Annotated in this window: 20 protein-coding genes; 13 read left to right on the forward strand and 7 right to left on the reverse strand. The window is 74.8% G+C overall.

Features of this window, described 5'->3' with window-relative positions:
- Positions 1 to 104 precede the first annotated feature (104 nt).
- The 5 genes from leuS (at position 105) to holA (ending at position 8,740) form a co-directional block, all read left to right on the forward strand.
- Complete coding sequence (gene leuS / locus ACWFNE_RS07115; RefSeq protein ID WP_452121731.1) at positions 105 to 3,065, forward strand: leucine--tRNA ligase; 2,961 nt, start codon at positions 105 to 107, stop codon at positions 3,063 to 3,065.
- Positions 3,066 to 3,133: 68 nt separating this feature from the next.
- The gene (locus ACWFNE_RS07120; RefSeq protein WP_452121732.1) at positions 3,134 to 4,102 is read left to right on the forward strand and encodes a DegV family protein; all 969 of its coding nucleotides are present in this window, start codon (positions 3,134 to 3,136) and stop codon (positions 4,100 to 4,102) included.
- A 559-nt stretch (positions 4,103 to 4,661) separates the two neighbouring features.
- Positions 4,662 to 5,651 (forward strand): helix-hairpin-helix domain-containing protein, encoded by a 990-nt coding sequence (locus ACWFNE_RS07125; RefSeq protein ID WP_452121733.1) that lies wholly within the window; start codon positions 4,662 to 4,664, stop codon positions 5,649 to 5,651.
- Between the two features lie 481 nt (positions 5,652 to 6,132).
- Positions 6,133 to 7,524, forward strand: coding sequence for a ComEC/Rec2 family competence protein (locus ACWFNE_RS07130; protein ID WP_452121734.1), 1,392 nt, complete (start codon positions 6,133 to 6,135; stop codon positions 7,522 to 7,524).
- Positions 7,525 to 7,711: 187 nt separating this feature from the next.
- Positions 7,712 to 8,740 (forward strand): DNA polymerase III subunit delta, encoded by a 1,029-nt coding sequence (gene holA, locus ACWFNE_RS07135; protein WP_452121735.1) that lies wholly within the window; start codon positions 7,712 to 7,714, stop codon positions 8,738 to 8,740.
- Between the two features lie 87 nt (positions 8,741 to 8,827).
- On the opposite strand, the gene ACWFNE_RS07140 is transcribed toward holA, so the two are convergent.
- A complete protein-coding gene (locus tag ACWFNE_RS07140) occupies positions 8,828 to 9,568 on the reverse strand; it encodes an EAL domain-containing protein (protein WP_452121736.1) in 741 nt (246 codons plus the stop codon).
- A 210-nt stretch (positions 9,569 to 9,778) separates the two neighbouring features.
- On the opposite strand from ACWFNE_RS07140, the gene ACWFNE_RS07145 reads away from it, so the two are divergent.
- Positions 9,779 to 9,919 (forward strand): hypothetical protein, encoded by a 141-nt coding sequence (locus ACWFNE_RS07145; protein ID WP_412871090.1) that lies wholly within the window; start codon positions 9,779 to 9,781, stop codon positions 9,917 to 9,919.
- Positions 9,920 to 10,056: 137 nt separating this feature from the next.
- The gene (locus ACWFNE_RS07150; RefSeq protein WP_452121737.1) at positions 10,057 to 11,385 is read left to right on the forward strand and encodes a helix-turn-helix domain-containing protein; all 1,329 of its coding nucleotides are present in this window, start codon (positions 10,057 to 10,059) and stop codon (positions 11,383 to 11,385) included.
- A gap of 284 nt (positions 11,386 to 11,669) precedes the next feature.
- On the opposite strand, the gene rpsT is transcribed toward ACWFNE_RS07150, so the two are convergent.
- Positions 11,670 to 11,930, reverse strand: a complete 261-nt coding sequence (rpsT, locus tag ACWFNE_RS07155; RefSeq protein WP_183294413.1) for a 30S ribosomal protein S20 — start codon at positions 11,928 to 11,930, stop codon at positions 11,670 to 11,672.
- A 141-nt stretch (positions 11,931 to 12,071) separates the two neighbouring features.
- Positions 12,072 to 12,452, reverse strand: a complete 381-nt coding sequence (locus ACWFNE_RS07160) for a type II toxin-antitoxin system PemK/MazF family toxin (protein WP_452121738.1) — start codon at positions 12,450 to 12,452, stop codon at positions 12,072 to 12,074.
- 409 nt (positions 12,453 to 12,861) lie between these two features.
- Here ACWFNE_RS07160 and ACWFNE_RS07165 point away from each other — a divergent pair, with 409 nt between their 5' ends.
- The 3 genes from ACWFNE_RS07165 to ACWFNE_RS07175 are packed head-to-tail and all read left to right on the forward strand — an operon-like array spanning position 12,862 to position 16,189.
- Positions 12,862 to 14,433 carry a circularly permuted type 2 ATP-grasp protein gene (locus tag ACWFNE_RS07165; RefSeq protein WP_452121739.1) on the forward strand — a complete coding sequence of 524 codons (1,572 nt, stop codon included), beginning with the start codon at positions 12,862 to 12,864 and terminating at the stop codon, positions 14,431 to 14,433.
- Positions 14,427 to 15,356 carry an alpha-E domain-containing protein gene (locus tag ACWFNE_RS07170; RefSeq protein WP_258723709.1) on the forward strand — a complete coding sequence of 310 codons (930 nt, stop codon included), beginning with the start codon at positions 14,427 to 14,429 and terminating at the stop codon, positions 15,354 to 15,356. The genes ACWFNE_RS07165 and ACWFNE_RS07170 overlap by 7 nt, the downstream gene beginning before the upstream one ends.
- Positions 15,353 to 16,189, forward strand: coding sequence for a transglutaminase family protein (locus tag ACWFNE_RS07175; protein ID WP_452121740.1), 837 nt, complete (start codon positions 15,353 to 15,355; stop codon positions 16,187 to 16,189). Before ACWFNE_RS07170 ends, ACWFNE_RS07175 begins: the two co-directional genes overlap by 4 nt.
- A gap of 83 nt (positions 16,190 to 16,272) precedes the next feature.
- On the opposite strand, the gene ACWFNE_RS07180 is transcribed toward ACWFNE_RS07175, so the two are convergent.
- Positions 16,273 to 18,387, reverse strand: a complete 2,115-nt coding sequence (locus tag ACWFNE_RS07180; RefSeq protein ID WP_452121741.1) for a putative bifunctional diguanylate cyclase/phosphodiesterase — start codon at positions 18,385 to 18,387, stop codon at positions 16,273 to 16,275.
- Positions 18,388 to 18,613: 226 nt separating this feature from the next.
- The gene (locus ACWFNE_RS07185; protein ID WP_452121742.1) at positions 18,614 to 19,312 is read right to left on the reverse strand and encodes a maleylpyruvate isomerase family mycothiol-dependent enzyme; all 699 of its coding nucleotides are present in this window, start codon (positions 19,310 to 19,312) and stop codon (positions 18,614 to 18,616) included.
- A gap of 102 nt (positions 19,313 to 19,414) precedes the next feature.
- Here ACWFNE_RS07185 and lepA point away from each other — a divergent pair, with 102 nt between their 5' ends.
- Together lepA and hemW are read left to right on the forward strand one after the other, a co-directional pair.
- Positions 19,415 to 21,283 (forward strand): translation elongation factor 4, encoded by a 1,869-nt coding sequence (gene lepA / locus ACWFNE_RS07190; protein WP_452121984.1) that lies wholly within the window; start codon positions 19,415 to 19,417, stop codon positions 21,281 to 21,283.
- The gene (hemW, locus tag ACWFNE_RS07195) at positions 21,280 to 22,518 is read left to right on the forward strand and encodes a radical SAM family heme chaperone HemW (RefSeq protein ID WP_452121743.1); all 1,239 of its coding nucleotides are present in this window, start codon (positions 21,280 to 21,282) and stop codon (positions 22,516 to 22,518) included. Before lepA ends, hemW begins: the two co-directional genes overlap by 4 nt.
- 108 nt (positions 22,519 to 22,626) lie before the next feature.
- On the opposite strand, the gene ACWFNE_RS07200 is transcribed toward hemW, so the two are convergent.
- Positions 22,627 to 23,121 carry a DUF4870 domain-containing protein gene (locus ACWFNE_RS07200; protein WP_452121744.1) on the reverse strand — a complete coding sequence of 165 codons (495 nt, stop codon included), beginning with the start codon at positions 23,119 to 23,121 and terminating at the stop codon, positions 22,627 to 22,629.
- Entirely contained in the window at positions 23,118 to 23,489 is a 372-nt protein-coding gene (locus ACWFNE_RS07205) for a DUF4870 domain-containing protein (RefSeq protein ID WP_452121745.1), read from the reverse strand. Before ACWFNE_RS07205 ends, ACWFNE_RS07200 begins: the two co-directional genes overlap by 4 nt.
- Before the next feature lie 187 nt (positions 23,490 to 23,676).
- Between ACWFNE_RS07205 and ACWFNE_RS07210 the strand changes: the two genes are divergently transcribed.
- The gene (locus tag ACWFNE_RS07210; RefSeq protein WP_452121746.1) at positions 23,677 to 24,381 is read left to right on the forward strand and encodes a hypothetical protein; all 705 of its coding nucleotides are present in this window, start codon (positions 23,677 to 23,679) and stop codon (positions 24,379 to 24,381) included.
- Positions 24,382 to 24,457: the final 76 nt, after the last annotated feature.

Raw genomic sequence — 24,457 nt, forward strand, 5'->3', positions numbered from 1 at the left:
GGGGGCGGTGGGCGGTGCGCCCTTCCAATCCCGATTCCGCCAACGTTTGGGTCGGGCTATCTCCCTCCCCTCCTCCCCCTCCCGCCCGCCGGTAGCCTGTGCAGGTGACTTCGCAGGCTCCCTCGCACCCCGCGCCCGACGCTCCCGTACCGCACGACGTGCCCAACGACGTGCCCTTCCGCTACACCGCGGCGGTGGCCGACGAGCTCGAGCTCCGCTGGCAGGACGAGTGGGAGCGGCGCGGGACGTTCTACGCGGCCAACCCGACGGGCCCGCTGACCGACGCGCAGGGCCGCCACGCGGAGCCGGGGCGGCGCCCGTTCTTCGTGATGGACATGTTCCCGTACCCCTCGGGCGCGGGTCTGCACATCGGCCACCCGCTCGGGTACATCGGCACCGACGTCGTCTCGCGGTTCCGCCGCATGCTCGGCGACAACGTGCTGCACGCTCTCGGGTACGACGCGTTCGGCCTGCCCGCCGAGCAGTACGCGGTGCAGACGGGCCAGCACCCGCGCACGACGACCGAGGCGAACATCGAGATCATGGCGCGTCAGCTGCGCCGTCTCGGGACGGGCCACGACCCGCGCCGCACGTTCGCGACGATCGACCCGGGCTACGTCCGGTGGACGCAGTGGATCTTCCTGCAGATCTTCGAGTCCTGGTACGACGCCGACGCGGTGCGGCCCGACGGCGGGCGAGGTGCCGCGCGCCCCGTGTCGACGCTCGTCGAGGCGATCGAGTCCGGTGCCCGCGCCGTCCCGGGTGGCATCGAGGGCGTCCCCGCGGGCGCGTCGTGGGCCGAGCTGGACGCGGTCGCACACCGTCGTGTCGTCGACGCGCACCGGCTCGCGTACGTGTCGGAGACCCCGGTGAACTGGTGCCCGGGCCTCGGCACGGTGCTCGCCAACGAGGAGGTCACGTCCGAGGGCCGCTCGGAGCGCGGCGACTTCCCCGTGTTCCAGCGCACGCTGCGGCAGTGGCAGATGCGGATCACCGCGTACGCCGACCGCCTCATCGACGACCTCGAGCTGATCGACTGGCCCGAGAAGGTCGCCTCGATGCAGCGCAACTGGATCGGCCGCTCCGAGGGTGCCCGCGTGCGATTCCCGGTGCCGGGCCCGGACGGTGCGGAGCGCACGTCGGTCGAGGTGTTCACGACGCGCCCCGACACGCTGTTCGGCGCGACGTTCATGGTGGTCTCGCCGGAGCACCCGCTGCTCGACGACGTCGCCGCCGAGTGGCCCGAGGGGACGAAGGACGGCTGGACCGGCGGCCACGCGTCGCCGGCCGAGGCCGTCGCGGCGTACCGGCGCGAGTCGGCCGCGAAGAGCGCGATCGAGCGCCAGGCCGACGCCGGCCGCAAGACCGGCGTGTTCACCGGCATCCGCGCGGCGAACCCGGTCAACGGCGCGAGCATCCCCGTCTTCACCGCCGACTACGTGCTCATGGGCTACGGCACCGGCGCGATCATGGCCGTCCCGGGCGGCGACGAGCGGGACTTCGCTTTCGCGCAGGCGTTCGACCTGCCGGTCGTGCGCACCGTCGAGCCCCCCGCAGGGTTCGAGGGCGGCGCGTGGACCGGGGACGGCGCGATCATCGGCTCGTCGAACGACACGGTCTCGCTCGACGGTCTCGACGTCGCCACCGCGAAGCGGACCATCGTCGACTGGCTCGTCGCCGAGGGGCTCGGCGAGAGCACGATCACGTACCGGCTGCGCGACTGGCTGTTCAGCCGCCAGCGGTACTGGGGCGAGCCGTTCCCGATCGTCTACGACGAGCACGACCTGCCCATCGCGCTGCCCGATGCGTCGCTGCCCGTGAACCTGCCCGAGGTGCCCGACTACGCGCCGCGCACGTTCGACCCGCAGGACGCCCAGTCCTCGCCCGAGGCGCCGCTGGGCCGCAACGAGGACTGGGTGAACGTCACGCTCGACCTGGGCGACGGACCGCGCACCTACCGGCGCGACACCAACACGATGCCCAACTGGGCCGGCTCGTGCTGGTACTACCTGCACTACCTCGACCCGTCGCACACCGAGCAGGTCGTGGACCCGGCGCTCGAGCAGTACTGGATGGGCCCGGGCCACAACCCGGCGGACACCCACGGCGCCGGCGGCGTCGACCTCTACGTCGGCGGCGTCGAGCACGCCGTCCTGCACCTGCTGTACGCGCGGTTCTGGCACAAGGTGCTCTACGACCTGGGCCACGTGTCGAGCCGGGAGCCGTTCCGCAAGCTGTTCAACCAGGGCTACATCCAGGCGTACGCGTACCGCGACGGGCGGGGCGCCTACGTCGAGGCGACCGAGGTCGTCGAGGACGAGTCGGTGCCGAGCGGCTTCTCGTGGCAGGGCGAGGAGGTCCACCGCGAGTACGGCAAGATCGGCAAGTCCAAGAAGAACATGATCACGCCCGACGAGATGTACGCCGAGTACGGCGCCGACACCCTGCGGGTCTACGAGATGTCGATGGGTCCGCTGGACCTCTCGCGCCCGTGGGAGACCCGGGCGGTCGTCGGCGCGCAGCGCTTCCTGCAGCGGCTGTGGCGCAACGTGGTCGACGAGACCACCGGTGCGCTCGTCGTCACGGAGGACCCGCTGTCCACCGAGACGCTGCGCGTGCTGCACCGCACGATCACCGACGTGCGCGCCGACATGGAGGCGATGCGGATCAACACCGCGATCGCCAAGCTCATCGTGCTCAACAACCACCTGACGGGCCTGCCGGCCGTGCCGCGCGCAGCGATCGAGCCGCTCGTGCTCATGACCGCGCCGATCGCGCCGCACATCGCGGAGGAGCTGTGGTCGCGTCTCGGCCACGACGAGTCCCTCGCGCACGCGCCGTTCCCCGTCGCCGACGCGCAGCACCTCGTCGAGGACACCGTCACGTGCGTGCTCCAGGTGCAGGGCAAGGTGCGCGGCCGCGCCGAGGTGCCCGCCGACGTCACCGAGGACGCGCTGCGCGAGATCGCGCTCGCCGACCCGGGCGTCCAGCGGGCGCTCGCCGGGCGGGACGTCCGCACGGTGATCGTCCGGGCGCCGCGCCTGGTCAACGTCGTCCCGGCCTGACCGCCGTGCCGGACCGCACGCGGCGCGGCCCGGGCCGTACCGAGCCCGTGCCGTCGCCGGTCGCCGTCGTGACCGACTCGACGGCGTCGCTGCCCGCAGAGGAGCTCGAGCGGTGGGGTGTCGTCGTGGTGCCGCTCGAGGTCGTCCTCGGCGGCGAGCGCCTGCACGAGGGGCGTGACCTGGACCCGGCCGCGCTCACGGCGGCTCTCGCCGCGGGGCAGCGCGTCACGACCTCGCAGCCGTCGCCCGCCGCGTTCGCCGACGCGTACGCGCGTGCGGCTGCCGGGGGAGCACGCGAGATCGTGTCGGTGCACCTCTCGGGCGACCTCTCGGGCACCGTGCGCGGCGCGCAGCTCGCCGCGCTCGCAGCGCCGCTCCCGGTTCACGTCGTCGACTCGCGCTCGGTCGCGATGGGGCTCGGCTTCGCGGTCCTCTCGGCCGCGCGGCTCGCGCGCGGCGGGGTGCCGCTGGACGCGGGGGAGCCGACCCCGACGGTCCCGGGCTCGCGCACCTGGCACGCTCCGTTCGGGCGGCGGCGCGACCGGCCCTCCGCACCTGTCGGCGAGGAACCCGCACCGCTGCCGAACGGTGCCGTGGTCGCGGAGCGCGCACGTCAGGTCGCGTCCGACGCGCACGCCTGGTTCCTCGTGGACTCGCTCGACCACCTGCGCCGCGGGGGCCGGCTCAGCGCGACAGCGGCCGCGCTCGGCACCGTGCTCGGGCTGCGACCGATCCTCGCGATGCGCGCCGGCCGGATCGAGGTCGCGGAGAAGGTCCGGACGCGACGGGCCGCCCGGGAGCGCCTCGAGGCGCTCGTCGTCGCCGACGTGCAGCGCCGGGGGCACGCGCGCGTGGCCGTCCACCACCTCGGTCAGCCGGAGCTCGGCGCGGAGGTGGCCGAGTCGCTGCGGTCGCGGCTCGCCGGGAGCGTGTGCACCGTCGAGGTGTGCGAGGTCAGCGCCGTGCTCGGCGCGCACGCGGGGCCTGGGGTGCTCGCGCTGGTCGTCGCCGACGCCGACGCACCCCCAGCCGCCTGACCGCACCTGGGGCGCTCCGGGCGCCGCGGGTGCGCGAGACCGGCGACCCGGCCGTCCCTACGGTCGCGGCATGGTCCGAGCCCCCGACCCCTCCGACACCGCCCGACGCCGGCTCGAGGCACTGAGCCCGGCGCCGGCGCCGCATCTCGCGGACCCACGGCGCTGGACGCCGCAGCGCGCACCCGGTGCCGAACCGGGTCGTCGCGACCCGGCGCGCCCGACCGACGGCACGGTGGGTGCCCCGCCGCGGGTGCCGGTCTCGGCGCCCGGGACGGTCCGCCGCGCGGACGAGCTCCGGACGCCGACGTCGCCCGTGCCGCGCGTCGCACGGGTGGCATCCGACGACCCACCCCCGGCGCTCGACGCCGTGCGACCGCGGTGGCCCGAGCTGCGCGACGTGGACGAACCCGGCTCGCGCCGCGCGAGCGGGCAGGGCGGCGCGCCCGACCTGGGGCCCGGACGGGCCGACCCGGACGTCGGTCGGGCGACGCGCGTGGGCGGAGCGACGGGCGTGCGCGATCCCCGGGCCGGGACCTGGGCTGAGTCCGATCGTGCGCTCGTGACCGAGCCCGAGCCCAAGCCCGAGCCCACGTCCGGGTCCGAGTCGGAGCCCGAGCTCCCGTCCATCTTCGAGCCCACGTCCGAGTCGGAGCCCGAGCTCCCGTCCGGGGCCGTGTCCGGGTCCGTGTCGGGGCCCGTGCCGGTGATGTGGGCTCCGGCCGAGCGGTTCGGGGACGACGGCGCCGTGACCGACGTGGAGGACGTCGTCCGCCGGATGGCGCCGGGAGGGCTCGCGCGTGCTCGGGACGAGTACGCGGGCCGCTACGGCTCGCCGCTCGAGCGCGAGCACGAGGTCGCCTCGGGACGGGCCGTGCGGCGCTGGGCCGTGCCGACCCGCGTCGGGCTCGTCGTGGCGCTCGCGGTGGCCCTCGTCGCGGGAGTCGTCGTCGCACGCGCGGCCTCCGTGCTCGTCCCGAGGTCAGGTCCTGCGGTCGAGCTCCCCGAGGTCACCGGCGCGCCGGGCGCGACCTCGGACCCGGTCGGTGCCGATCCGGGCACCGGAGCCGGCGCCCCGACAGGCGCGGAGCCCGCAGCCGCCGGATCCGCCGCAGCCTCTGGCCGGGTCGTCGTGCACGTGGTGGGCCAGGTGGCACAGCCGGGGATCGTCGAGCTGCCCGAGGGTTCCCGGGTGTCGGACGCCCTGACGGCAGCCGGTGGGCCCTCGTCCTCCGCCGACCTCGCCGCCCTCAACCTCGCGCGGGTCCTCCTCGACGGCGAGCAGGTCGCGGTCTCCGCCGTGGGGGAGCCGGCGCCTGCCGCGCCACCCGGCGCGGTCGCCGACGCGGCGGCGCCCGGGGGACCGCTCGACCTCAACTCCGCGGACGCAGCCGCCCTCGACGCGCTGCCGGGCATCGGCCCGGTGCTCGCGGGACGCATCGTCGCGTGGCGCGAGGAGCACGGGCGGTTCCGGACGCTCGAGGAGCTCGCCGAGGTCGAGGGCATCGGCCCCGCGCTCGTCGAGCGCCTGGCACCCTCGGTGCGGGTGTGACGTGAGGGTCCCGCTCGACCTGCGGCTCGTCCCGGCGGCGCTCGCGGCGTGGTCGGCGGCAGCGGTCCTCGTCGTGCTGCCCGCGCCGTGGGTGCTCGCCGCCGGGATCGCGGCGGGCGCCGTGCCGCTCGGCGTCGCCGTGCATGCCCTGCGCGCCCGACGGGCCGTGCGAGGCGTGCGGGCCGAGCTGGCCGGGCGGGCTGGACGGGCCGGGCTGGCTGGGCGCGCCGTCCGGCCCGGTCGGTCCGGGCCGGCCGGGCGCCGCGAGGTCGCCGGTCGCCCGGATCCGCGACCCGACCCCGGGTCGGTCGACCGACCCGGGTCGCCCGACCCCGGGTCGGCCGACCGCACCGGGTCGCCCGACCGCACCAGGGCGCCCGACCCCAGCCCTGGCGCTGCCGCACGTCGCACCCGACCGCAGCGTGGCCCTGTCGCTAGACGTCAGACCCGGCCACATCGTGACTCCACCGCTGCCCCTGGCGTGCCGCACCGGTCTCGCTGCGGCGCCGGGCAGGCGGTGCTGACGTGCGGTGTCGTCGCGGGCGTGCTGCTCGCCGGTGCGAGCCAGCTCGCCGCCCGGGACGTGGGCGACCTGGCGGGACTCGCAGCGTCCGGCGCGACCGTGACGCTCACGGGGACGCTCACGTCCGAGCCCGCTCGCGTCCGGTCCGGACCACCCGACGCCCCACCGCGGTACCGGGCGACGATCGCCGTCGACGACGTCGAGACCCGGGGCGAGCACCGCGCGGCGTCGGCGCCGGTGACCGTCCTGACCGGCTCCCCGTGGCCCGGCGTCTCGTACGGTGCCCGGGTGGAGGTGCGCGGTCGGGTGGTGCCCAGCACGCCCGGGCGTCGCGCGGCGGCGCTGCTCCAGGCAGGCGGGACCGCCACGCTCGTCCAGCCCCCGGGTGTCACGCTCCACGCGGTCGATGCCGTGCGGTCCGGGCTGCGCGACGTGAGCGCCGGGCTGGGTGCGGACGCGCGCGGGCTCGTGCCGGGGATCGCCGTCGGTGACACGACCGCGCTCCCGGACGACCTGGACCAGGCGATGCGCGACTCCGGGCTCACCCACGTGACCGCCGTCTCGGGCGCCCACTTCTCGATCGTCGGGGCGGGGGTGCTCGTGCTGACCGGCGCCGCCGGACTTCCGCGCCGGGGACGTGCCGCGGTGGTCGGTGTGGTGATGCTCGGGTTCGTGGTGCTCGTGCACCCGGGGCCGAGCGTGCTGCGCGCGGCGGCGATGGGCGCGGTGGGGCTCGGGGCGCTCGTCCTCGGCCGACCTGCGCGGGCCGTGCCTGCGCTCGCGGCGGCGGTCGTCGTGCTCCTCGTCGCGGACCCGTGGCTCGCGCGCGAGCTCGGCTTCGTGCTGTCCGTGGTCGCGACGTCCGGGCTCGTCCTGCTCGCCGGACCCCTCGCGCGCCGGTGGTCCGGCTCGGCGCGGGCACCGGTCGCCTACGCGCTCGCGGTCCCGGTGGCCGCGCAGAGCGTGTGCGCGCCCGTCGTCCTGCTCCTGAGCCCGACGGTCGCGCTCTACGCGGTCCCGGCCAACGTGCTCGTCGCGCCCGCGGTGGCGCCCGCGACCGTGCTGGGCCTCCTTGCGGCGCTCGTGTCGCCGTGGTGGCACGCCGCCGGCGTGGTCCTCGCGGAGCTCGCCGGCCTCGCGTGCTGGTGGATCGCGATCGTGGCCCGCGTCGCGGCGTCGCTACCCGGCGCTCAGGTCGCGTGGACACCGGGTGCGCTCGGCGTGGTCCTGCTCGTCGCCGGGACCACCGCCGGGCTCGCCCTGCTCCTCGGCCGCCCACCGGGGGACGCCGGCCACGGGGTCGGCACGGCAGCGGAGCGCGTGCGCCGCCGTCGCCGCTCGCTCGCCTGACCGCACCCGAGGCGTGTGCTCACCTCGCGCACGACGTCCCGCACCTCGCGCCGCCGTCGCGCGCCCTCGCACCCAGCGTCGCGCCTCTCCCGTGCCCCTCCTCGGTGCCGCCGGCCGCCCCCAGCTCGCTGCCGGCCCTTGCCGCACGCCGCGCCGGGACGTGGGTCCGGCATGGCAGGCTGGGCGCGTGCCGACCCCGACCCGCTCCAGCACCCGCTCGACCTCCGGCGGACGTGGCGCCGCACCGGGCATCGGCTGGGACGAGGTCGAGCTGGCGCCGGTCGTCCTGGTGTCGGGCCCCGAGGGCCTGCTCGCGGACCGGGCGGTCGAGCGGCTCGTCGGGCTCGCGCGCGACCGGGACGCCGGCGTGGAGGTGACGCGCCTCGACGCCGCCGACTACGGCACGGGCTCCCTGGGCGTCGTGACGAGCCCGTCGCTGTTCGCCGAGGACCGCGTCGTCGTCGTCGAGTCCGTCGAGCGTGCGACCGACGAGCTCCTCACCGACGCCCTCGCGTACGTCGCCGCGCCGCAGGAGGACGTGGTGCTCGTGCTGCGGCACGGCGGCGGCCAGCGCGGCAAGAAGCTCCTCGACACCGTCCGGGCGGGGCGCTGGCCGGTCGTGGCGTGCGAGGCGCTCAAGAAGGACTCCGAGAAGTCGGCGTTCGTCACGGCGGAGCTGCGCAGGGCGAAGCGACGGGCGGACGCGAAGGCGGTGCGGGCGCTGGTCGACGCCGTCGGCAGCGACCTGCGTGAGCTGGCCGCGGCGTGCGCCCAGCTCGTCGCCGACACCACGGGGACGATCGGCGAGGCGGCTGTCGAGCGGTACTACGGCGGCCGCATCGAGGCGACGGGGTTCCGGGTCGCCGACGCGGCGATCGAGGGCGACGCGGGGAACGCCGTCGCGCTCCTGCGGCACGCGCTCGCGACGGGTGTCGACCCGGTGCCGATCGTCGCGGCACTCGGGGCCAAGCTGCGCACGCTCGCGAAGGTCGCGGCGGTGCGGGGTCGGGGGTCGGGGGCGGTTCGCGACCTGGGGCTGGCGCCGTGGCAGGTCGAGCGTGCGCAGCGGGACCTCGCGCGCTGGACCCCCGAGGGTCTCGCGGTGGCGATCAGCGCGGTCGCGCAGGCCGACGCCGAGGTCAAGGGTGAGAGCCGGGACCCTCAGTTCGCGGTCGAGCGGGCGGTGCTCCGGGTGGCCTCGGCAGGTTCGCGCTGACAGCAGCGCGCGTCGGGCGCTCCTGTGCCCGTCGTCGCACCGCGGCGCCCGGTCCGGCGGCGCCGGAGGTCGGCGCTCGAGCGGGGGTCAGCCGACGGGGCGCAGCAGCCGGGCCGCGGAGCGGTCCAGCGTGGCCGACGGCTCCAGCAGGTTCCCCTGGAACAGGTCGAACCCGAGGTCGCGGCTCTGGTGCAGCATCCACGGGTGCTCGATGTACTCGGCGACGAGCAGCGCACCGTACGACCGGGCGAGCTCGACCACCGGGCGGCCCTCGACGTCGAGGTCGCGCACGTCGATCTTGACGAAGTCGGTGTGGGGGAGGAGGCGGCGCTGCCCCGGCCGGCTCACGAAGCCGGGGATGGCGACGCGGAACCCGCGCTCGCGCAGCCGCCGCACTCCCGCGATGACCTCGGTGTCGACCTCGACGTTGTCGGCGATCTCGATGACGAGGCGGTCGGGGCGCGCCGGCACGGGCAGGTCCTGCACGAGGTAGGCGCGCGGGAAGCGCACGAACATCCATCGCCCGTGCGCGACCTGCTCCAGGTCGGCGCGGCCGAAGGTCGCTCGCAGGACGTGTGCCGTGGCGCGCTCGTGCTGCAGCTCGGTCCACGTCGCGTGGTGCGGCGCCGCCTGGCCGCTGGTGCCGGGCGGCCGGAACGAGAGCTGGTAGGCGAAGGGCCGCAGCCGCGGCGAGAAGATCCCCTGGCGCCCGACGAGAACGCGCTCCCGGGCGAGGTGCTGGGCCCAGTCGTGGCGGGCGCTGTCGGAGATCGCGTCGTCCACCGCGGCGGCGAGCTGTGCCGCCAGTGCGTCCTTGTCTCCGGTCATGACGACTATGACACCATAAGCATCCCCGGCATGACACTCCTCCGATCGGCTGAACTGCAACGACGTCGGGGAATTCGCGCCGCTCGATTCGGGCGGGTCACTCGATTGGGCGGAGCTGTGCCAGAGCCCTGTGAAAGGGGCGACTCGGGGTCCGCGATCGGTCATGATAGACGTGACACGCAGTCAATCCGTTATGACAGGAGCCTTCCCATGTCGTCTTCGCTCAAGGCCGTTGCCGCTCTCGCCCTCGCCACCGTGCTGTCCTTCTCCGCCGCGGCGTCGGCGCACGCGTCCGAGGTGAGCCTCATGTCCGGCGGCGCCACCGGCTGCTGCCGCATGAACATGAACTGAGCAGCTCACGCCGTCTCGCCGGCTGAGCCAGCGACCGGCGTGGTAGCGGGCGCCCCATCGTCCGCTACCACGTGGTCGGAAATTCGCCCGCTGTCAGGGGCGGTAATTCCGGCTCGTCACAGGTACAGTGACCGACTATGACGACGATCGCTGACCGCGTCCGGCAGGCGCGGCTCGCTGCGGGGCTCTCCCAGACCGGGCTGGCGGGCGACTCCTTCTCGCCCAGCTACATCTCGCTGATCGAGGCGGGGCGCCGCGAGCCCACGGACTCCGCGCTGACCGTGCTCGCGCAGCGGCTGGGGTCGACGGTCGAGTACCTCAAGCACGGCGACGACGGCCCGAACGAGGCGCGCGCCCGGCTCGAGATCGACTACGCCAAGCTCGACCTCAGCGCCGGCGAGCCGGCCGGCGCCCGCACGCGCATCTCGGCGATCGACCTGACGAGCGTGACGAACGCCGTCCGCGTCGAGGCGCTCATGACGCTGGCACGTGCGCACGAGGCCCTCGGTGACCTCGAGTCCGCGGTCGCGATCCTCGAGCCGCTGCTCGACGACGCCCGTGCCCGGTCGCACAACCTCGACTCCGCGGCCATCGCGACCGGACTCGTCGCCTCGTACCTCGAGGGCGGCGACATGCACCGCGCCGTCGAGGTCGGCGAGCGCATCCTGAGCGAGCTCGAGGCCGGCGGGATGTCCGGCACCGACGAGCACCTGCGCCTCGCGTCGACCGTCCTGTGGGCGTACGTCGAGCGTGGTGACCTCCTGTACGCGACGCACCGCGCCGCGGAGCTCGTCCGCCAGGCAGAGGCGCTCGGCAGCCCGCGCGGACGCGGCAGCGTGTACTGGAACGCCGCGCTGGTCGCCGAGCAGCGCCGCGACTACCCCCTCGCGCAGCGGTACACCGAGCGTGCGCTCGCGCTGCTGGGCGAGGGCGAGCTCGGCCGTGACCTCCCGCGCCTGCGGCTCAACTACGCGTGGCTGCTGCTGCGGAGCGAGCCCGCGGAGCCCCACGAGGCGCTGCGCCAGCTCGACCGCGCGCTGCCCGACCTGCTCGCGATCGGCTCCGAGATCGAGCTGTCGCGCGTCGACGTCGAGCGCTCCCGCGCGCACCTCGTGCTCGGGGACGTCGACGTGGCCGAGGCGAGCGCCCGCGAGGCGCTGCGTCGGCTCGGCGACCAGCCGCGCCTCGAGACCGCGGTCGCCCAGCTCGCGCTCGGTGACGCGCTGCACGCCCGGGAGGACGTCGCCGGCGCGGCGCGGGCGTACCGCTGGGCGGCGGACATGCTCGGCATGATGTCCGCGACCCGGCAGTCGGCAGCGGCGTGGCGCGAGCTCGGCGACCGCTTCCTCGGTCACGGGGACGTGGCCGGCGCCGCGCACGCGTTCGACCGCGCGCTGCGCGAGGCAGGTTTCCGACCCACGGTTCCCGCGACGCTGCGGGAGGCATGGACCGCCGCAGCAGGCTGAGGGCCGCAGGGTCGGAAGAGAACGAAGGCGTCGCCCCGCAGGGGGGGTGACGCCTTCGTCGCGTCCGGGCGCGGGTGCTGCGGCCTCGAGGAGCGCGGCGATGCTCCCACGTGCACGGTGCGGCCACGCGCACGGCCCGGGACGGCGCGGACGTCTCCCGTCCCGGGAGGGCGAGCTCCGTGTCCCGCGGAGACGACGTGGCTGCCGCAGTGTCCCGGGTACGACGAAGGCGCCGGCCCTGGACGGGCGGCGCCTTCGTCGTACGGTGCGCTGAGCGCGAGGTGTCAGAGCGAGCCGACGGCCTTCGCGAGAGCGGACTTCTTGTTCGCTGCCTGGTTCTGGTGGATGACACCCTTCGAGGCGGCCTTGTCGAGCTTCTTCGACGCACTGATCAGCGCGACCGAGGCGGCCTCCTTGTCGCCACCGGCGACGGCCTCGCGGACGCGGCGCACGTGCGTCTTGAGCTCCGACTTGACGGCCTTGTTGCGCAGGCGCGCCTTCTCGTTGGTGCCGATGCGCTTGATCTGGGACTTGATGTTTGCCACGTGTGGACTTTCTGGTGTGTCGCCTGAGCGTCGGATAGGTCGTAGAGGGCCCGTCTGGTTCCGGGACTGGGGCGTGGGGACACCCGCGGAGAGGAACTGGACCAGTGCCCGCCGACCTGGGCGGACACGCGATTCACTATCTTACCAGCCGTGGTGCTCGGCGAGCGAGCCCGTGACCCGGTCGAACAGTGCGCGCTCCATCACGGCACCCTCGCGTCGCACGGCGTCCGGGTCGACCCGCAGGACGCGGTCGAGGCGCACCTCGCTCGGGCGGCGCCGGGCGTCCCAGTCGCCGGCGCCGATGTCGAGCCACGCCCGGCCCCAGCGCGCCTCGTCGGCCGCGTCGCGCGAGTGGTCCTTGCTCGTGAGCATGAGCCCGAGGAGGTCCGGCCCGTCGCGTCCGACGAGGAGCACGGGGCGGTCCTTGCCCTGCGACGGGTCGTCCTCGTAGGCGACCCAGGTCCACACGATCTCGCCCGGGTCGGCGCTGCCGTCGGGGTCGGGGGAGTACTGGGGGCGCACGATGCCGGCGTAGTCCCCACGCGCCCCGGAGCGCGTGCGGGCGGGCCGGGGGCGCGCTGCGGGTCGCGCGCCACGCTCGGCGGTCCCGGCGCCCCGGGCGGCCGACGTCCCTCGAGCCGGGGCCCGTGTCGTCGACCCGGCGCCGCCGGACCCGCTGCCGCGTGCCCCTGCGCCTCCGGACCCGCTGCCGCGTGCCCCTGCGCCTCCGGACCCGCTGCCGCGTGCCCCTGCGCCGCCGGACCCGCTACCGCGTGCCCCTGCTCTGCCGCCGGAGGTCACGGCGCGCAGCACCGCGTCGAGCACCCGCACCCACGTCCGTCCGCGCACGGGGGGACCCTACCCGCCGGCGCGGCGCGGCGCGGGGCCGTCCGTAACGCGCCGGACGCACGGCGCCGTTAGGGTCCGGATCATGGCGGACGTGTTCGACGACTACCCGGCCGGAGCGGCCTGGGACGAGATGCTCGACGGCGTGGGCGGGGTGCGGCCCGCGTACGAGCACGTGCACTCGTCGCTGGCCCAGCTCTCCGCCACCGAGCTGCGCGCACGCGCCGACACCCTGGCCCGCTCGTACCTCGCGCAGGGTGTCACCTTCGACTTCGCGGGCGAGGAGCGGCCGTTCCCGCTCGACGTCGCGCCGCGCGTGCTGACCGGGGCCGAGTGGGACCACGTGGCGCCGGGGGTCGCGCAGCGCGTGCGTGCGCTCGAGGCGTTCCTCGCGGACGTCTACGGGCCGCAGAAGGCCGTCGCCGACGGTGTCGTCCCGCGCGGCCTCGTCGTCTCCTCGACGCACTTCCACCGCGCCGCCCGGGGCATCCAGCCGCCGAACGGGGTGCGGGTGCACGTCTCCGGGATCGACCTCGTGCGCGACGAGGTCGGCGGCTTCCGGGTCCTCGAGGACAACGTGCGCGTGCCCAGCGGCGTGAGCTACGTGCTCTCGAACCGCCGGGCGATGGCCCAGACCTTCCCCGAGCTGTTCGCGGCCCTGCGCATCCGCCCGGTGCAGGACTACCCGCGGCGGCTGCTCGCCGCGCTCACTGCCGCCGCCCCGCACGGCGTCGACGACCCGACCGTCGTCGTGCTGACCCCGGGCGTGTACAACAGCGCGTACTTCGAGCACTCGCTGCTCGCGCGGTCCATGGGCGTCGAGCTCGTCGAGGGCCGCGACCTGTTCTGCGCGGGCGGGCGCGTGTGGATGCGCACCACGCAGGGTCGCCGGCGCGTCGACGTCATCTACCGCCGCGTCGACGACGAGTACCTCGACCCGGTCGCGTTCCGGTCCGACTCGCTGCTCGGCAGCCCGGGGCTCATGACCTGCGCGCGGGCCGGCACCGTCACGATCGCCAACGCGGTCGGCAACGGCGTCGCCGACGACAAGCTCGTCTACACCTACGTCCCGGAGCTCATCCGCTATTACCTCGGTGAGGAGCCCGTGCTGGCCAACGTCGACACCTGGCGGCTCGAGGACCCGGGGGCGCTCGAGGAGGTGCTCGACCGTCTCGACGAGCTCGTCGTGAAGCCCGTCGACGGCTCGGGCGGCAAGGGGCTCGTGGTCGGGCCGAGCGCGTCGCGCGCCGAGCTCGCGGCGCTGCGCGAGCGGCTCCTGGCCGACCCGCGCGGATGGATCGCGCAGCCGGTCGTGCAGCTCTCGACCGTCCCGACGCTCATCGAGGACCGGCTCCGGCCGCGGCACGTCGACCTGCGCCCGTTCGCGGTCAACGACGGCGACTCCGTGTGGGTGCTGCCGGGCGGCCTCACGCGCGTCGCGCTCCCCGAGGGGCAGCTCGTGGTGAACAGCTCGCAGGGCGGCGGCTCGAAGGACACGTGGGTGCTGGGCGGCGCGCTGCCGCGGCGCGCGCAGCCGGCCGGCGACACCGCGCCGCAGACCGTGCCGTCGTCGGTGCCGATCGACGCGAACCCGCACGACCTGCGCGCGCAGGTCATGCAGCAGCAACAGGCGCAGGACGGGGTGGGCACGTGCTGAGCCGCATCGCGGAGTCGCTGTTCTGGATCGGCCGGTACATCGAGCGCGCGGACGACACCGCCCGGCTGCTCGACGTGCACGTGCAGAGCCTGCTCGAGGACCCGTGGGCCGAGGAGGACCTCGCGTGCCGCTCGCTGCTCTCGGTGATGGACCGCCCCGCGCCGCCGGCGGGCGTCGCGGTCGGCCGGGAGAGCGTGCTCGACATCCTCGCCTACGACCGGCGGGCGCCCAGCGCGATCGCGGGGTCGCTCGTCGCCGCCCGGGAGAACGCCCGGCGGGCCCGCGAGATCATCTCGACGGACCTGTGGGAGTGCCTCAACACGACGTGGAACCAGCTCCCGTCGCACATGCGCCCCGCGCGGCCGCACGACTACTTCACGTGGGTGCGCGAGCGCGCGGCGGTCGTCGCGGGGCTCATGGACTCGGTCACGTCGCGCGACGAGACGTGGCAGTTCATGGTGCTCGGGCGCTCGATCGAGCGGGTCGACATGACCGCGCGCCTGCTGACGACCCGTGCGCTCGTGGGCGCGACCGGGCCGAGCTGGCAGACGCTGCTGCGCTCGTGCGGCGCGCACGAGGCCTACCTGCGGACCTACCGCGGGATCGCGTCCGACGAGCGCGCCGCCGGCTTCCTGCTGCTCGACCGGCTGTTCCCGCGCTCGCTCGTGTTCGCGCTCGGGCAGGCCGAGTCGTGCCTGACGGCGCTCGAGCCGGTCACGAGCCGCGCGAGCGTCGACGACGCGCTGCGCCACCTCGGTCATGCGCGCGCGAGCCTCGAGTACCGCCCGCTCATGGAGGTGCTCGACGGGCTGCCCGAGGAGATGGAGCGGGTGCAGCGCGCGTGCTCGGCGGCGAGCGACGCGATCCGCGCGCGCTACTTCCCGTCGGGGCACGTGACGAACTGGGTGGGGGAGGCGCTGTGAGCCGGCTGCACGTGGTGCACACGACGTCGTTCCGGTACGCGAGCCCGGTCACGGCGTCGTACAACGAGGCGCGCATGACCCCGCTGTCGCAGCCGGGGCAGTCCGTGCTCGAGACGCGGCTCGACGTCCAGCCGCACACGTGGGTGTCGGAGCACCGTGACTACTGGGGCGCGCACGTGACGGTGTTCGAGGTGCTCACCCCGCACGAGTCGCTCGTGATCACCTCCGAGCACCGCGTCGAGATCGCGCCGCGGCGCGACGTGCGCTCGGAGACGACGTGGGACCACCTGCGCAGCCCCGAGCTCCGCGACCACCTCGCGGAGTTCCTCGCGGACACCGCGACGACGCAGGCGCCGCCCGAGGTCGCCGAGCTCGCGGCGCGTGTCGCCGAGGGGCTCGAGCCGTCGCAGGCCGCCGTGGCGGTGTGCGCGGCGCTGCGGGACGAGCTCGAGTACGTGCCCGGCGTGACCGCGGTGCACACGCCGGCGAGCGAGGCGTGGGCGGCCCGCACGGGCGTGTGCCAGGACATGGCGCACCTCGCGGCGGGGGCGCTGCGCAGCATCGGGATCCCGGCGCGGTACGTCTCCGGCTACCTGCACCCCGTCGCGGACGCGATCGGCGAGACGGTCGTCGGCGAGTCGCACGCGTGGGTCGAGTGGTGGTCCGGCGAGTGGCACCCCTACGACCCGACGAACCGCACGGTCGCGGGCGAGCGGCACGTGGTGCTCGCGCGCGGTCGCTCGTACGACGACGTCCCGCCGCTGCGGGGCATCTACGCAGGTGCCGGGACGATCGACCTCGACGTGCAGGTGCGGATCACGCAGGAGGCCTGACAGCGCCGAGGCCGAGGAAGACGCCGACGCGGGCGCGGGTGGGCGGTGCGGTCACGGCGAGGGCCGGACCGCACCGCGCCCCGTCAGAACGCCGTGTCGAGCACCGGGAAGATCGCGCTCTCGGCGACCGCGTGGCCGAACAGCCAGCCCTGGCCGTGCGTCCAGCCGTGGCCGAGGGCGAGCGCCCACTGCTTCTCGGTCTCGATGCCCTCGACCACGCCGTGGCTCGACAGCGAGTCGACGAGCGCGGCCATCGCGGTGCTGATCCGGTCGCACGCAGCCCCGTCGCCGAGCCGCACCGTGAAGGAGCGGTCGAGCTTGAGGCCGCTCACGGGCGTCGAGAGCACCGACGTGAGCGCCGAGAAGCCGGTGCCGAAGTCGTCGAGCATCAGCTCCACGCCGAGCGCGGCCAGCTGCTCGAGGTCCTCGCGCGTCTGCTCGGTCGCCTGCAGCACGCCGTTCTCGGTGATCTCGATGCCGAGCCGCGACGCGGGGACGTCGTTCTCGCGCAGCACCTGCGCGACGAGCGGCGCGAGCCCCGCCCCCCGGTCGTCGGTCGCGGGCGTGCCGCGACCGAGCTGCCGGGGCGAGACGTTGATGTAGACCTTGCCGGGCAGCTCGGGGTGGCGGGCGAGGAACTCCACGGCCTCCCGCAGCACCCACCCGCCGATCCCGTTGATCAGGTCCGACTCCTCGGCGATCTGCACGAACTCGCCGGGCAGGAGCAGGCCGCGACGGGGGTGCATCCACCGTACGAGGGCCTCGTACGCGACGGTCCGGCGGGTGTCGAGCTCGACGACCGGCTGGTAGTGCAGCAGGAACTGCCCCCGCTCGATCGCGGTCCGCAGCTCGGTCTCGACCGAGAGGCGGCGCAGCGCGTCGCGCCGGTAGACGTCGTGGAAGACCTCCCAGCGCGAGCGCCCGGCGTCCTTGGCGACGTACAGCGCCGTGTCGGCGTCGCGCAGGACCTCCTCCGCGACCCCCGTCCCGTCGTTGACGGTCAGCCCGGCGCTCAGGCGCGGCACGACCTCGTGGCCGTCGATGTGCAGCGGCAGCTCGACGGCGGCCAGCAGATCGTCGAGGAGCGCGCCGGCGTGCTCCGCGGAGTCGACGCCCTCGAGGACCACGACGAACTCGTCGCCGCCGATGCGGGCCACGGTGTCGCCCGGGCGCACGGCGCCGGTCATCCGCTCCGCGACGGCCTTGAGCATGCGGTCGCCCGCGTCGTGCCCGAGGGAGTCGTTGAGGCGCTTGAAGTGGTCGAGGTCCGCGAACGCGACGGCGACGAGGTTCCCCGAGCGTGCGTGCTGGGTCAGCGCGTGCGCGAGCCGGTCGAGCAGCAGGCTGCGGTTCGCGAGCCCCGTGAGGTGGTCGTACAGGGCGCGCCGCTCGAGCTGCTCCTGGGCGAGCCGCATCTCGGTGACGTCCTCGATCTGGTTGACGAAGTGCACCGGCGAGCCGTCGGAGTCCCGCACGACCGAGACCGTGAGCCGGGCCCACATCGTGTCGCCGCCGGGCGTCAGGTAGCGCTTGTCGACCTGGAACGAGTCGAGGCTGCCGTCGAGCAGGCGGGCGCCGTGCGCGAGGTCCGTCTCGAGGTCCTCGGGGTGGGTGATGTCCTCGAACGACGCCCCGACGAGCTCCTCGCGGGTGCGCTGCAGGCCCTCGGTCAGTGCCCGGTTGACCTCGACGTAGCGGCCGTCGAGCGACACGATCGCCATGCCGATCGGGGCGTCCTCGAAGGTGAGCCGGAAGGTCTCCTCGCTGTGCCGCAGCCGCTCCTGCGCGTGCTGCTCTCCGGTGACGTCCGTGAGCGTGACCATGCACCAGACCTCGTCCTCGACGGGTACGAACGGGATCGCCGTGGCGCGCAGCCACAGCGGGTGGGGGGAGCCGCGTCTGACCTTGATGGTGCTCGACGCCGGCTGGTTCGTGCGACGGGCCAGCGCGACCGGCAGGTCGTCCCTCGGGAGCGCCGCCCCGTCGGGTCCGACCGCGTCGTAGACGAGCGACGCGAGGTCGAGCCCGAGCAGCTGGTCGCGGTCGAGCGTGAGGATCGTGCCCGCGGCCTCGTTGATGTCGACGACGACCCCGCGGGCGTCGCAGATGAGGACGCCTTCCTGGAGCGCGTCGACCATCGCGTCGGGCAGGCGGACGCCACCGAGCGACACGGGTCGCGGTGGGTTGGTGCCGAGCATGCTGCCTCCAGACAGGGTCGCCTCCCCATCGGCAGGCGGACGCGCCGCGTGAGCAGATCCGTTCGCGTGGTGGTCCCCGGCAGCGTCGTCCGGTGCTGGCGCCGTGTTCGGCACGTCGTGCTCCCCTTCCCCCGTGCGCCGCGCAGCGACCTGGTCGCGCGCGGCACACCGAGAATCATGACGCACGCGCGGGGCCCGGCCCGACGGACACCTGTCCGGGACGGGCTCAGGGGACGAGCGGCTGGCCCAGCACCCCGTCCAGCGCGGCGGCGTCCCCGGTGACCTCGAGGAGCGGCCCGCCGGGGGTGCGCCGGCCCCAGAGCAGCAGCGCGAGCGACTCGGCCGACCCGGCGACGGCGACGCGCGGCGGGACGCCGCCGGGTCCGAGCCGCCAGGTGCGGCCCGCGTCGAGCGCCGTGAGGTCGACGGCGACGTCGAGCGCCGGCATCCGCCGCAGGCGGACCTGCCGCGGCTGCATCACGTGGACGACCTCGTCGACGGTGTCGGCCCACACCTCGGGGGCGGCCTCGACGCCGAGCCCGCCCGCGGTGCGCAGGTCCCACAGGTGCACGAGCGTCTCGTGGAGCTGGCGCCGGCGCCAGAACGACGCAGGCCCGGGGCCGTCGAGCGTCCGGCCGGGTGCGTCGGGGCCGAGGGCGGCGAGGGTCGCGGCCACCTCGCGCGCGCACCGCGCGTAGTGCTCGGCGAGCGGCACCGGCCCGCGCTCGAGCGGCTCCTCGTCCTCCCCGCGCGCCATCGCGGCGGCCCAGTGGTGGATCCCGGCGAGGTGGTCCACGAGGTCCGCGACGACCCAGGGGCCGCACGAGGGCACCGGCGCGTCCGCGGCGACGAGGTCGATCGTGGCGTGGAGCTCGCGCTGCACGAGCTCGAGGAGCGCCAGATGGTCGAGGTCCGCGTCGGTCATGGGACCATGGTGGCGGGCCCGGTCGAGCACCGGGGCCCGAACCCAGCCCCCCGTCGAAGCCGGAGCGAACCCGAGTTGTCCCCGATCCCAGCCGCCGCGGGCATGCAGCGCATCCAGCCGGCGGCCACGCCGCCCGAGCTCCTGCGCAACTTCTGCATCATCGCGCACATCGACCACGGGAAGTCGACGCTGGCGGACCGCATGCTGCAGGCCACCGGCGTCGTCGACGCCCGGGCGATGCGCGCGCAGTACCTCGACCGCATGGACATCGAGCGCGAGCGCGGCATCACGATCAAGTCGCAGGCCGTGCGGATGCCGTGGGGCGTCGCGGACTCCTCGGGCGCGGTGCAGCCGTACGCGCTCAACATGATCGACACCCCCGGGCACGTCGACTTCACGTACGAGGTCTCGCGCTCCCTCGCAGCGTGCGAGGGGGCCGTGCTGCTGGTCGACGCCGCGCAGGGCATCGAGGCGCAGACCCTCGCGAACCTGTACCTCGCGATGGAGAACGACCTCCAGGTCATCCCGGTGCTGAACAAGATCGACCTGCCGGCCGCGCAGCCCGAGAAGTACGCCGAGGAGCTCGCGAAGCTCATCGGCGGGGACCCCGAGGACTGCCTGCGCGTCTCGGGCAAGACGGGCCAGGGCGTCGAGGCGCTGCTCGACCGGATCGTCGAGCTCATCCCGGCCCCGACGGGCGACGCGGACGCCCCGGCGCGGGCGATGATCTTCGACTCGGTCTACGACACCTACCGCGGCGTCGTGACGTACGTCCGCGTCGTCGACGGCAACCTCAACCCGCGCGAGAAGATCGCGATGATGTCGACGCGCGCGACCCACGAGCTGCTCGAGATCGGCGTCATCTCGCCCGAGCCCGTCGTCACGAAGGGCCTCGGGGTGGGCGAGGTCGGCTACCTCATCACGGGCGTCAAGGACGTGCGCCAGTCCCGCGTCGGCGACACGGTGACGAACGCGAGCAAGCCGGCGTCGCAGGACCTCGGCGGGTACCGCGACCCGAAGCCCATGGTCTTCTCGGGTCTGTACCCGCTCGACGGGACCGACTACCCGGTGCTGCGCGACGCGCTCGACCGGCTCAAGCTGAACGACGCCGCGCTGGTCTACGAGCCCGAGACGTCGGTCGCGCTGGGCTTCGGGTTCCGCGTCGGCTTCCTCGGGCTCCTGCACCTCGAGATCGTGCGCGAGCGCCTCGAGCGCGAGTTCGACCTCGACCTCATCTCGACCGCGCCGAACGTCGTCTACGACGTCACGCTCGAGGACCGCAGCGTCGTCACGGTCACGAACCCGAGCGAGTACCCGGGCGGGCGGATCATGGAGGTCCGCGAGCCGGTCGTGCGCGCCACGATCCTGGTCCCGAGCGAGTTCATCGGGGCCGTCATGGAGTTGTGCCAGACCCGGCGCGGCGACCTGCTCGGCATGGACTACCTGTCCGAGGAGCGCGTCGAGATGCGCTACACGCTCCCGCTCGCCGAGATCGTGTTCGACTTCTTCGACCAGCTCAAGTCCAAGACCCGCGGGTACGCGAGCCTCGACTACGAGCCCAGCGGCGAGCAGGCCGCCGACCTGGTGAAGGTCGACATCCTCCTGCAGGGCGAGCAGGTCGACGCGTTCAGCGCGATCGTGCACAAGGAGAAGGCGTACGCGTACGGCGTGATGATGGTCGGCAAGCTCAAGGACCTCATCCCGCGCCAGCAGTTCGAGGTGCCCATCCAGGCCGCGATCGGCGCGCGGGTGATCGCCCGCGAGACGATCCGCGCGATCCGCAAGGACGTCCTCGCGAAGTGCTACGGCGGCGACATCACGCGCAAGCGCAAGCTGCTCGAGAAGCAGAAGGAGGGCAAGAAGCGCATGAAGACGATCGGCCGGGTCGACGTGCCGCAGGAGGCCTTCATCGCCGCGCTCTCCTCGGAGGCCGCGGGCAGCAGCGTGAACAAGGACGCGAAGAAGAAGTGAGCCCGGCGCTGCCGGACGGCGACGCCGCGCCGGGCGACGGCGCCCTGCCGGCGTCGGTCTGCGACGGCGCCCACGACCGGGCGCTCGGGGTGTACCTGCACGTGCCGTTCTGCACCGTGCGGTGCGGCTACTGCGACTTCAACACGTACACCGCGACCGAGCTCGGCGGCGGTGCGAGCCAGGCCTCGTACGCGTCGACCGCGCTCGGCGAGATCACGCTCGCGGCGCGGGTCCTGCGCGACGCGGCCCTGCCCGCGCGGCCCGTCTCGACCGTGTTCGTGGGCGGCGGCACGCCGACGGTGCTGCCCGCGCGGGACCTCGTCCGGCTGCTCGACGGCATCCGCGCGGCGTGGGGGCTGACGCCGGACGCCGAGGTCACGACCGAGGCCAACCCGGACTCCGTGACGCCGGGGTCGCTCGCCGAGCTCGCCGCCGCCGGGTTCACGCGCGTGTCGTTCGGGATGCAGTCCGCGGTGCCGCACGTGCTCGCGACGCTCGAGCGCACCCACGACCCGCGGCGCATCCCCGACGTCGTGCGCTGGGCCCAGGACGCCGGCCTGCGCGTGTCCCTCGACCTCATCTACGGGACGCCGGGGGAGTCGCTGGGCGACTGGCGCGCGAGCCTCGACGCCGTGCTGGCCACGGGCGTCGACCACGTCTCCGCCTACGCGCTGGTCGTCGAGACCGGGACGCGCATGGCCGTGCAGGTCCGCCGCGGCGAGCTCGCGCTGCCGACCGAGGACGACCTGGCCGCCAAGTACGAGCTCGCCGACGAGCTCCTCACCGCCGCGGGGCTCGGCTGGTACGAGGTCAGCAACTGGGCCCGCACGGACGCCGACCGCTGCCGGCACAACCTCGCGTACTGGCGCGGGGACGACTGGTGGGGTGTCGGGCCCGGCGCGCACAGCCACGTCGGCGGCGTGCGGTGGTGGAACGTCAAGCACCCGCGCGCGTACGCCGACCGGCTCGCGCGCGGCCTGAGCCCGGCCGCGGGGCGGGAGACCGTCGCCGACGACGCGGCGCAGCTCGAGCGCGTGATGCTCGGGGTGCGGCTCGCCGACGGGCTGGGGCTCGGCGCGCTGACCGAGGCGGCGCGCGGTCGGGTCGCCGGGCTCGTCGCGGACGGGCTCGTCGACGGCCGGGCCGCGCTCGGCGCGGACGGGGAGCGCCGGGTGCTGCTCACGCAGCGCGGGCGGCTGCTCGCGGACGCCGTGGTGCGCACGCTGACGGACTGACGGCGCCGCTGCGGCGGCGACGCCGCACACCCGAGCCGCGGCCACCGGGACACGACGACGCCCCCGGTGCGCGGGGCGCAGCGGGGGCGTCGTCGTGCCGGCGTCAGCTCACTTGATGAGGCGCAGCGTGACCGGGTAGCGGTAGTACTGGTTCGAGCTGGCCGCGACCGCGCCCATGATGCCGAACACGAGCGTCGCGACCCACGCGGCGAGCACGAGCAGCAGGCCGATCCCGATGACGCTCAGGACGCCGCCGACGATGTAGGCGATGAGCACCGTGATCTGGAAGTTCAGCGCCTCCTTGGACTGGTCCTCGACGAACGGGCCGCGGCCCTTGAAGACGAGCCAGATGACGAGCGGCGCGACGAACGAGAAGAGGATGCCGCCGACGTGCGACAGGATCGCCCACAGCCGCTGGTCGGAGTCGTTCAGCGGCGCGCCGACGCCCGGGGCACCGTAGCCGGCGGGCGGGTAGCCGCCCTGCGGTGCGCCGTAGCCGGCGGCGGGCGGGGGCGGGACGGCACCGGGCTGGCCGTAGCCCGCGGCGGGCGGCGGCGGGACCGCGCCGGACGGCTGCTGCGGGTGCTCAGGGTTCGTGGTCACTTGATCAGCTCCAGCGAGAAGGGGTAGCGGTAGGCCTGGCCGCGCTGCACGGCGAGGTAGCCCTGGATCGAGAAGATGATCGAGACGACCCAGAGGGCGAACTGGGCGAGGTTCCACAGCGCGTCGAACGGCAGGACGCTGCGGACGACGCTCAGCACGATCGACGCGAGGAGCAGCGTGATCTGGAAGTTGACGGCCTTCTTGCCCTCCTGGTCCACGAACGCGCTGCGCGCCCGGAAGACCAGCCAGATGATGAGGCCCGGGATGATCCACAGGATCCCACCGAGGTGGGCCAGTCCGGCCCACTGACGGGTCTCCGCGTCGGTGAGGGGGGCGGCGGTGTGCCCCGCGGGCGGGTGGTCACTCATGTCGAGCCTTTCGCGTCAGGGGGTTCGGCGCGGCGGACGCGCCGATGCGCCGCACACTAGTCGTCCGGCGTGCGGCGCAGGGACGAACCCGGGAAAATCCGCCCACCCGACGTGGTCGGGCGCGGCCGGACGGGTGCCGGGACCGTCGTGCAGCCAGGATGGTGCCGCACCCGAGCCGAGGAGAACGATGAGCGACCCCATGCTGGACAGGGGCGTCGAGGACGCCTACGGATACGCCGCCCGCACGGTCCGCGACCACGCCGGGCCGTTCCTCCTCGCGTCGCTCGCCGCGACGGCGGGGGCCGTGCTGGTCCAGCTGCTCGTGACGCTCGCGGTCGGGCGGGGGGTCGCGCGGTTCGTCGACGCCGTCGCCGGCGAGGGGGCGTCCGCGGTCCGCGTGCTCGGCGTCGCGGGCTTCGCCTGCCTCGTGCTGCTGCTCGCGGTGACGGGGATGCTGCTCGCGGGGCTCGTGCAGGCCGTGCTGACGCGGGGCGCGCTCGCGGTGACCGAGGGCCGGGCGCCGACGGCGCGCACGTTCACCCACGGCGGGCGGACCGGTCAGGTGGTCCTCGCGGCCCTGCTCGTCGCGGCGCTCGGGGGGCTCGGCACGCTGCTGTGCTACCTGCCGGTGCTCGCCGTCGTGCTCTACGCGCAGTTCACGCTGCTCTTCGTGCTCGACACCGGCCTGGGGCCGGTCGCGGCGCTGCGGTCGAGCGCGGCGCTCGTGCAGCGCAACCTCGGGGTCTGCGCGGGCTTCGCCGTCGTGGCGCTGCTCGTGTGCCTCGTCGGGGTGCTCGTGTGCGGCGTGGGCGTGGTGCTCGCCGCGCCGCTCGTGGTGGTCGCGCAGACGCACCTGTACCGGACGCTGCTGGGCCGCCCCGTCGCCGCGTGACGGGGGAGGCGGCTCGGGCGGCTCGCGCGGCCCAGCCGGCTCGGGCGGCTCGCGCGGACCAGGTGGCTCGCGCCGA

It is taken from the genome of Cellulomonas sp. NPDC055163 (assembly GCF_053607065.1).

Coding starts and splice junctions, on each gene's coding strand:
- ACWFNE_RS07145 (WP_412871090.1), top strand. CDS start 9,779: ATGTCGTCTTCGCTCAAGGCCGTTGCCGCTCTCGCCCTCGCCACCGTG.
- ACWFNE_RS07185 (WP_452121742.1), bottom strand. CDS start 19,312: ATGACCGACGCGGACCTCGACCATCTGGCGCTCCTCGAGCTCGTGCAG.
- lepA (WP_452121984.1), top strand. CDS start 19,415: ATGCAGCGCATCCAGCCGGCGGCCACGCCGCCCGAGCTCCTGCGCAAC.
- ACWFNE_RS07140 (WP_452121736.1), bottom strand. CDS start 9,568: ATGACCGGAGACAAGGACGCACTGGCGGCACAGCTCGCCGCCGCGGTG.
- ACWFNE_RS07150 (WP_452121737.1), top strand. CDS start 10,057: ATGACGACGATCGCTGACCGCGTCCGGCAGGCGCGGCTCGCTGCGGGG.
- ACWFNE_RS07165 (WP_452121739.1), top strand. CDS start 12,862: ATGGCGGACGTGTTCGACGACTACCCGGCCGGAGCGGCCTGGGACGAG.
- ACWFNE_RS07180 (WP_452121741.1), bottom strand. CDS start 18,387: ATGCTCGGCACCAACCCACCGCGACCCGTGTCGCTCGGTGGCGTCCGC.
- ACWFNE_RS07205 (WP_452121745.1), bottom strand. CDS start 23,489: ATGAGTGACCACCCGCCCGCGGGGCACACCGCCGCCCCCCTCACCGAC.
- ACWFNE_RS07210 (WP_452121746.1), top strand. CDS start 23,677: ATGAGCGACCCCATGCTGGACAGGGGCGTCGAGGACGCCTACGGATAC.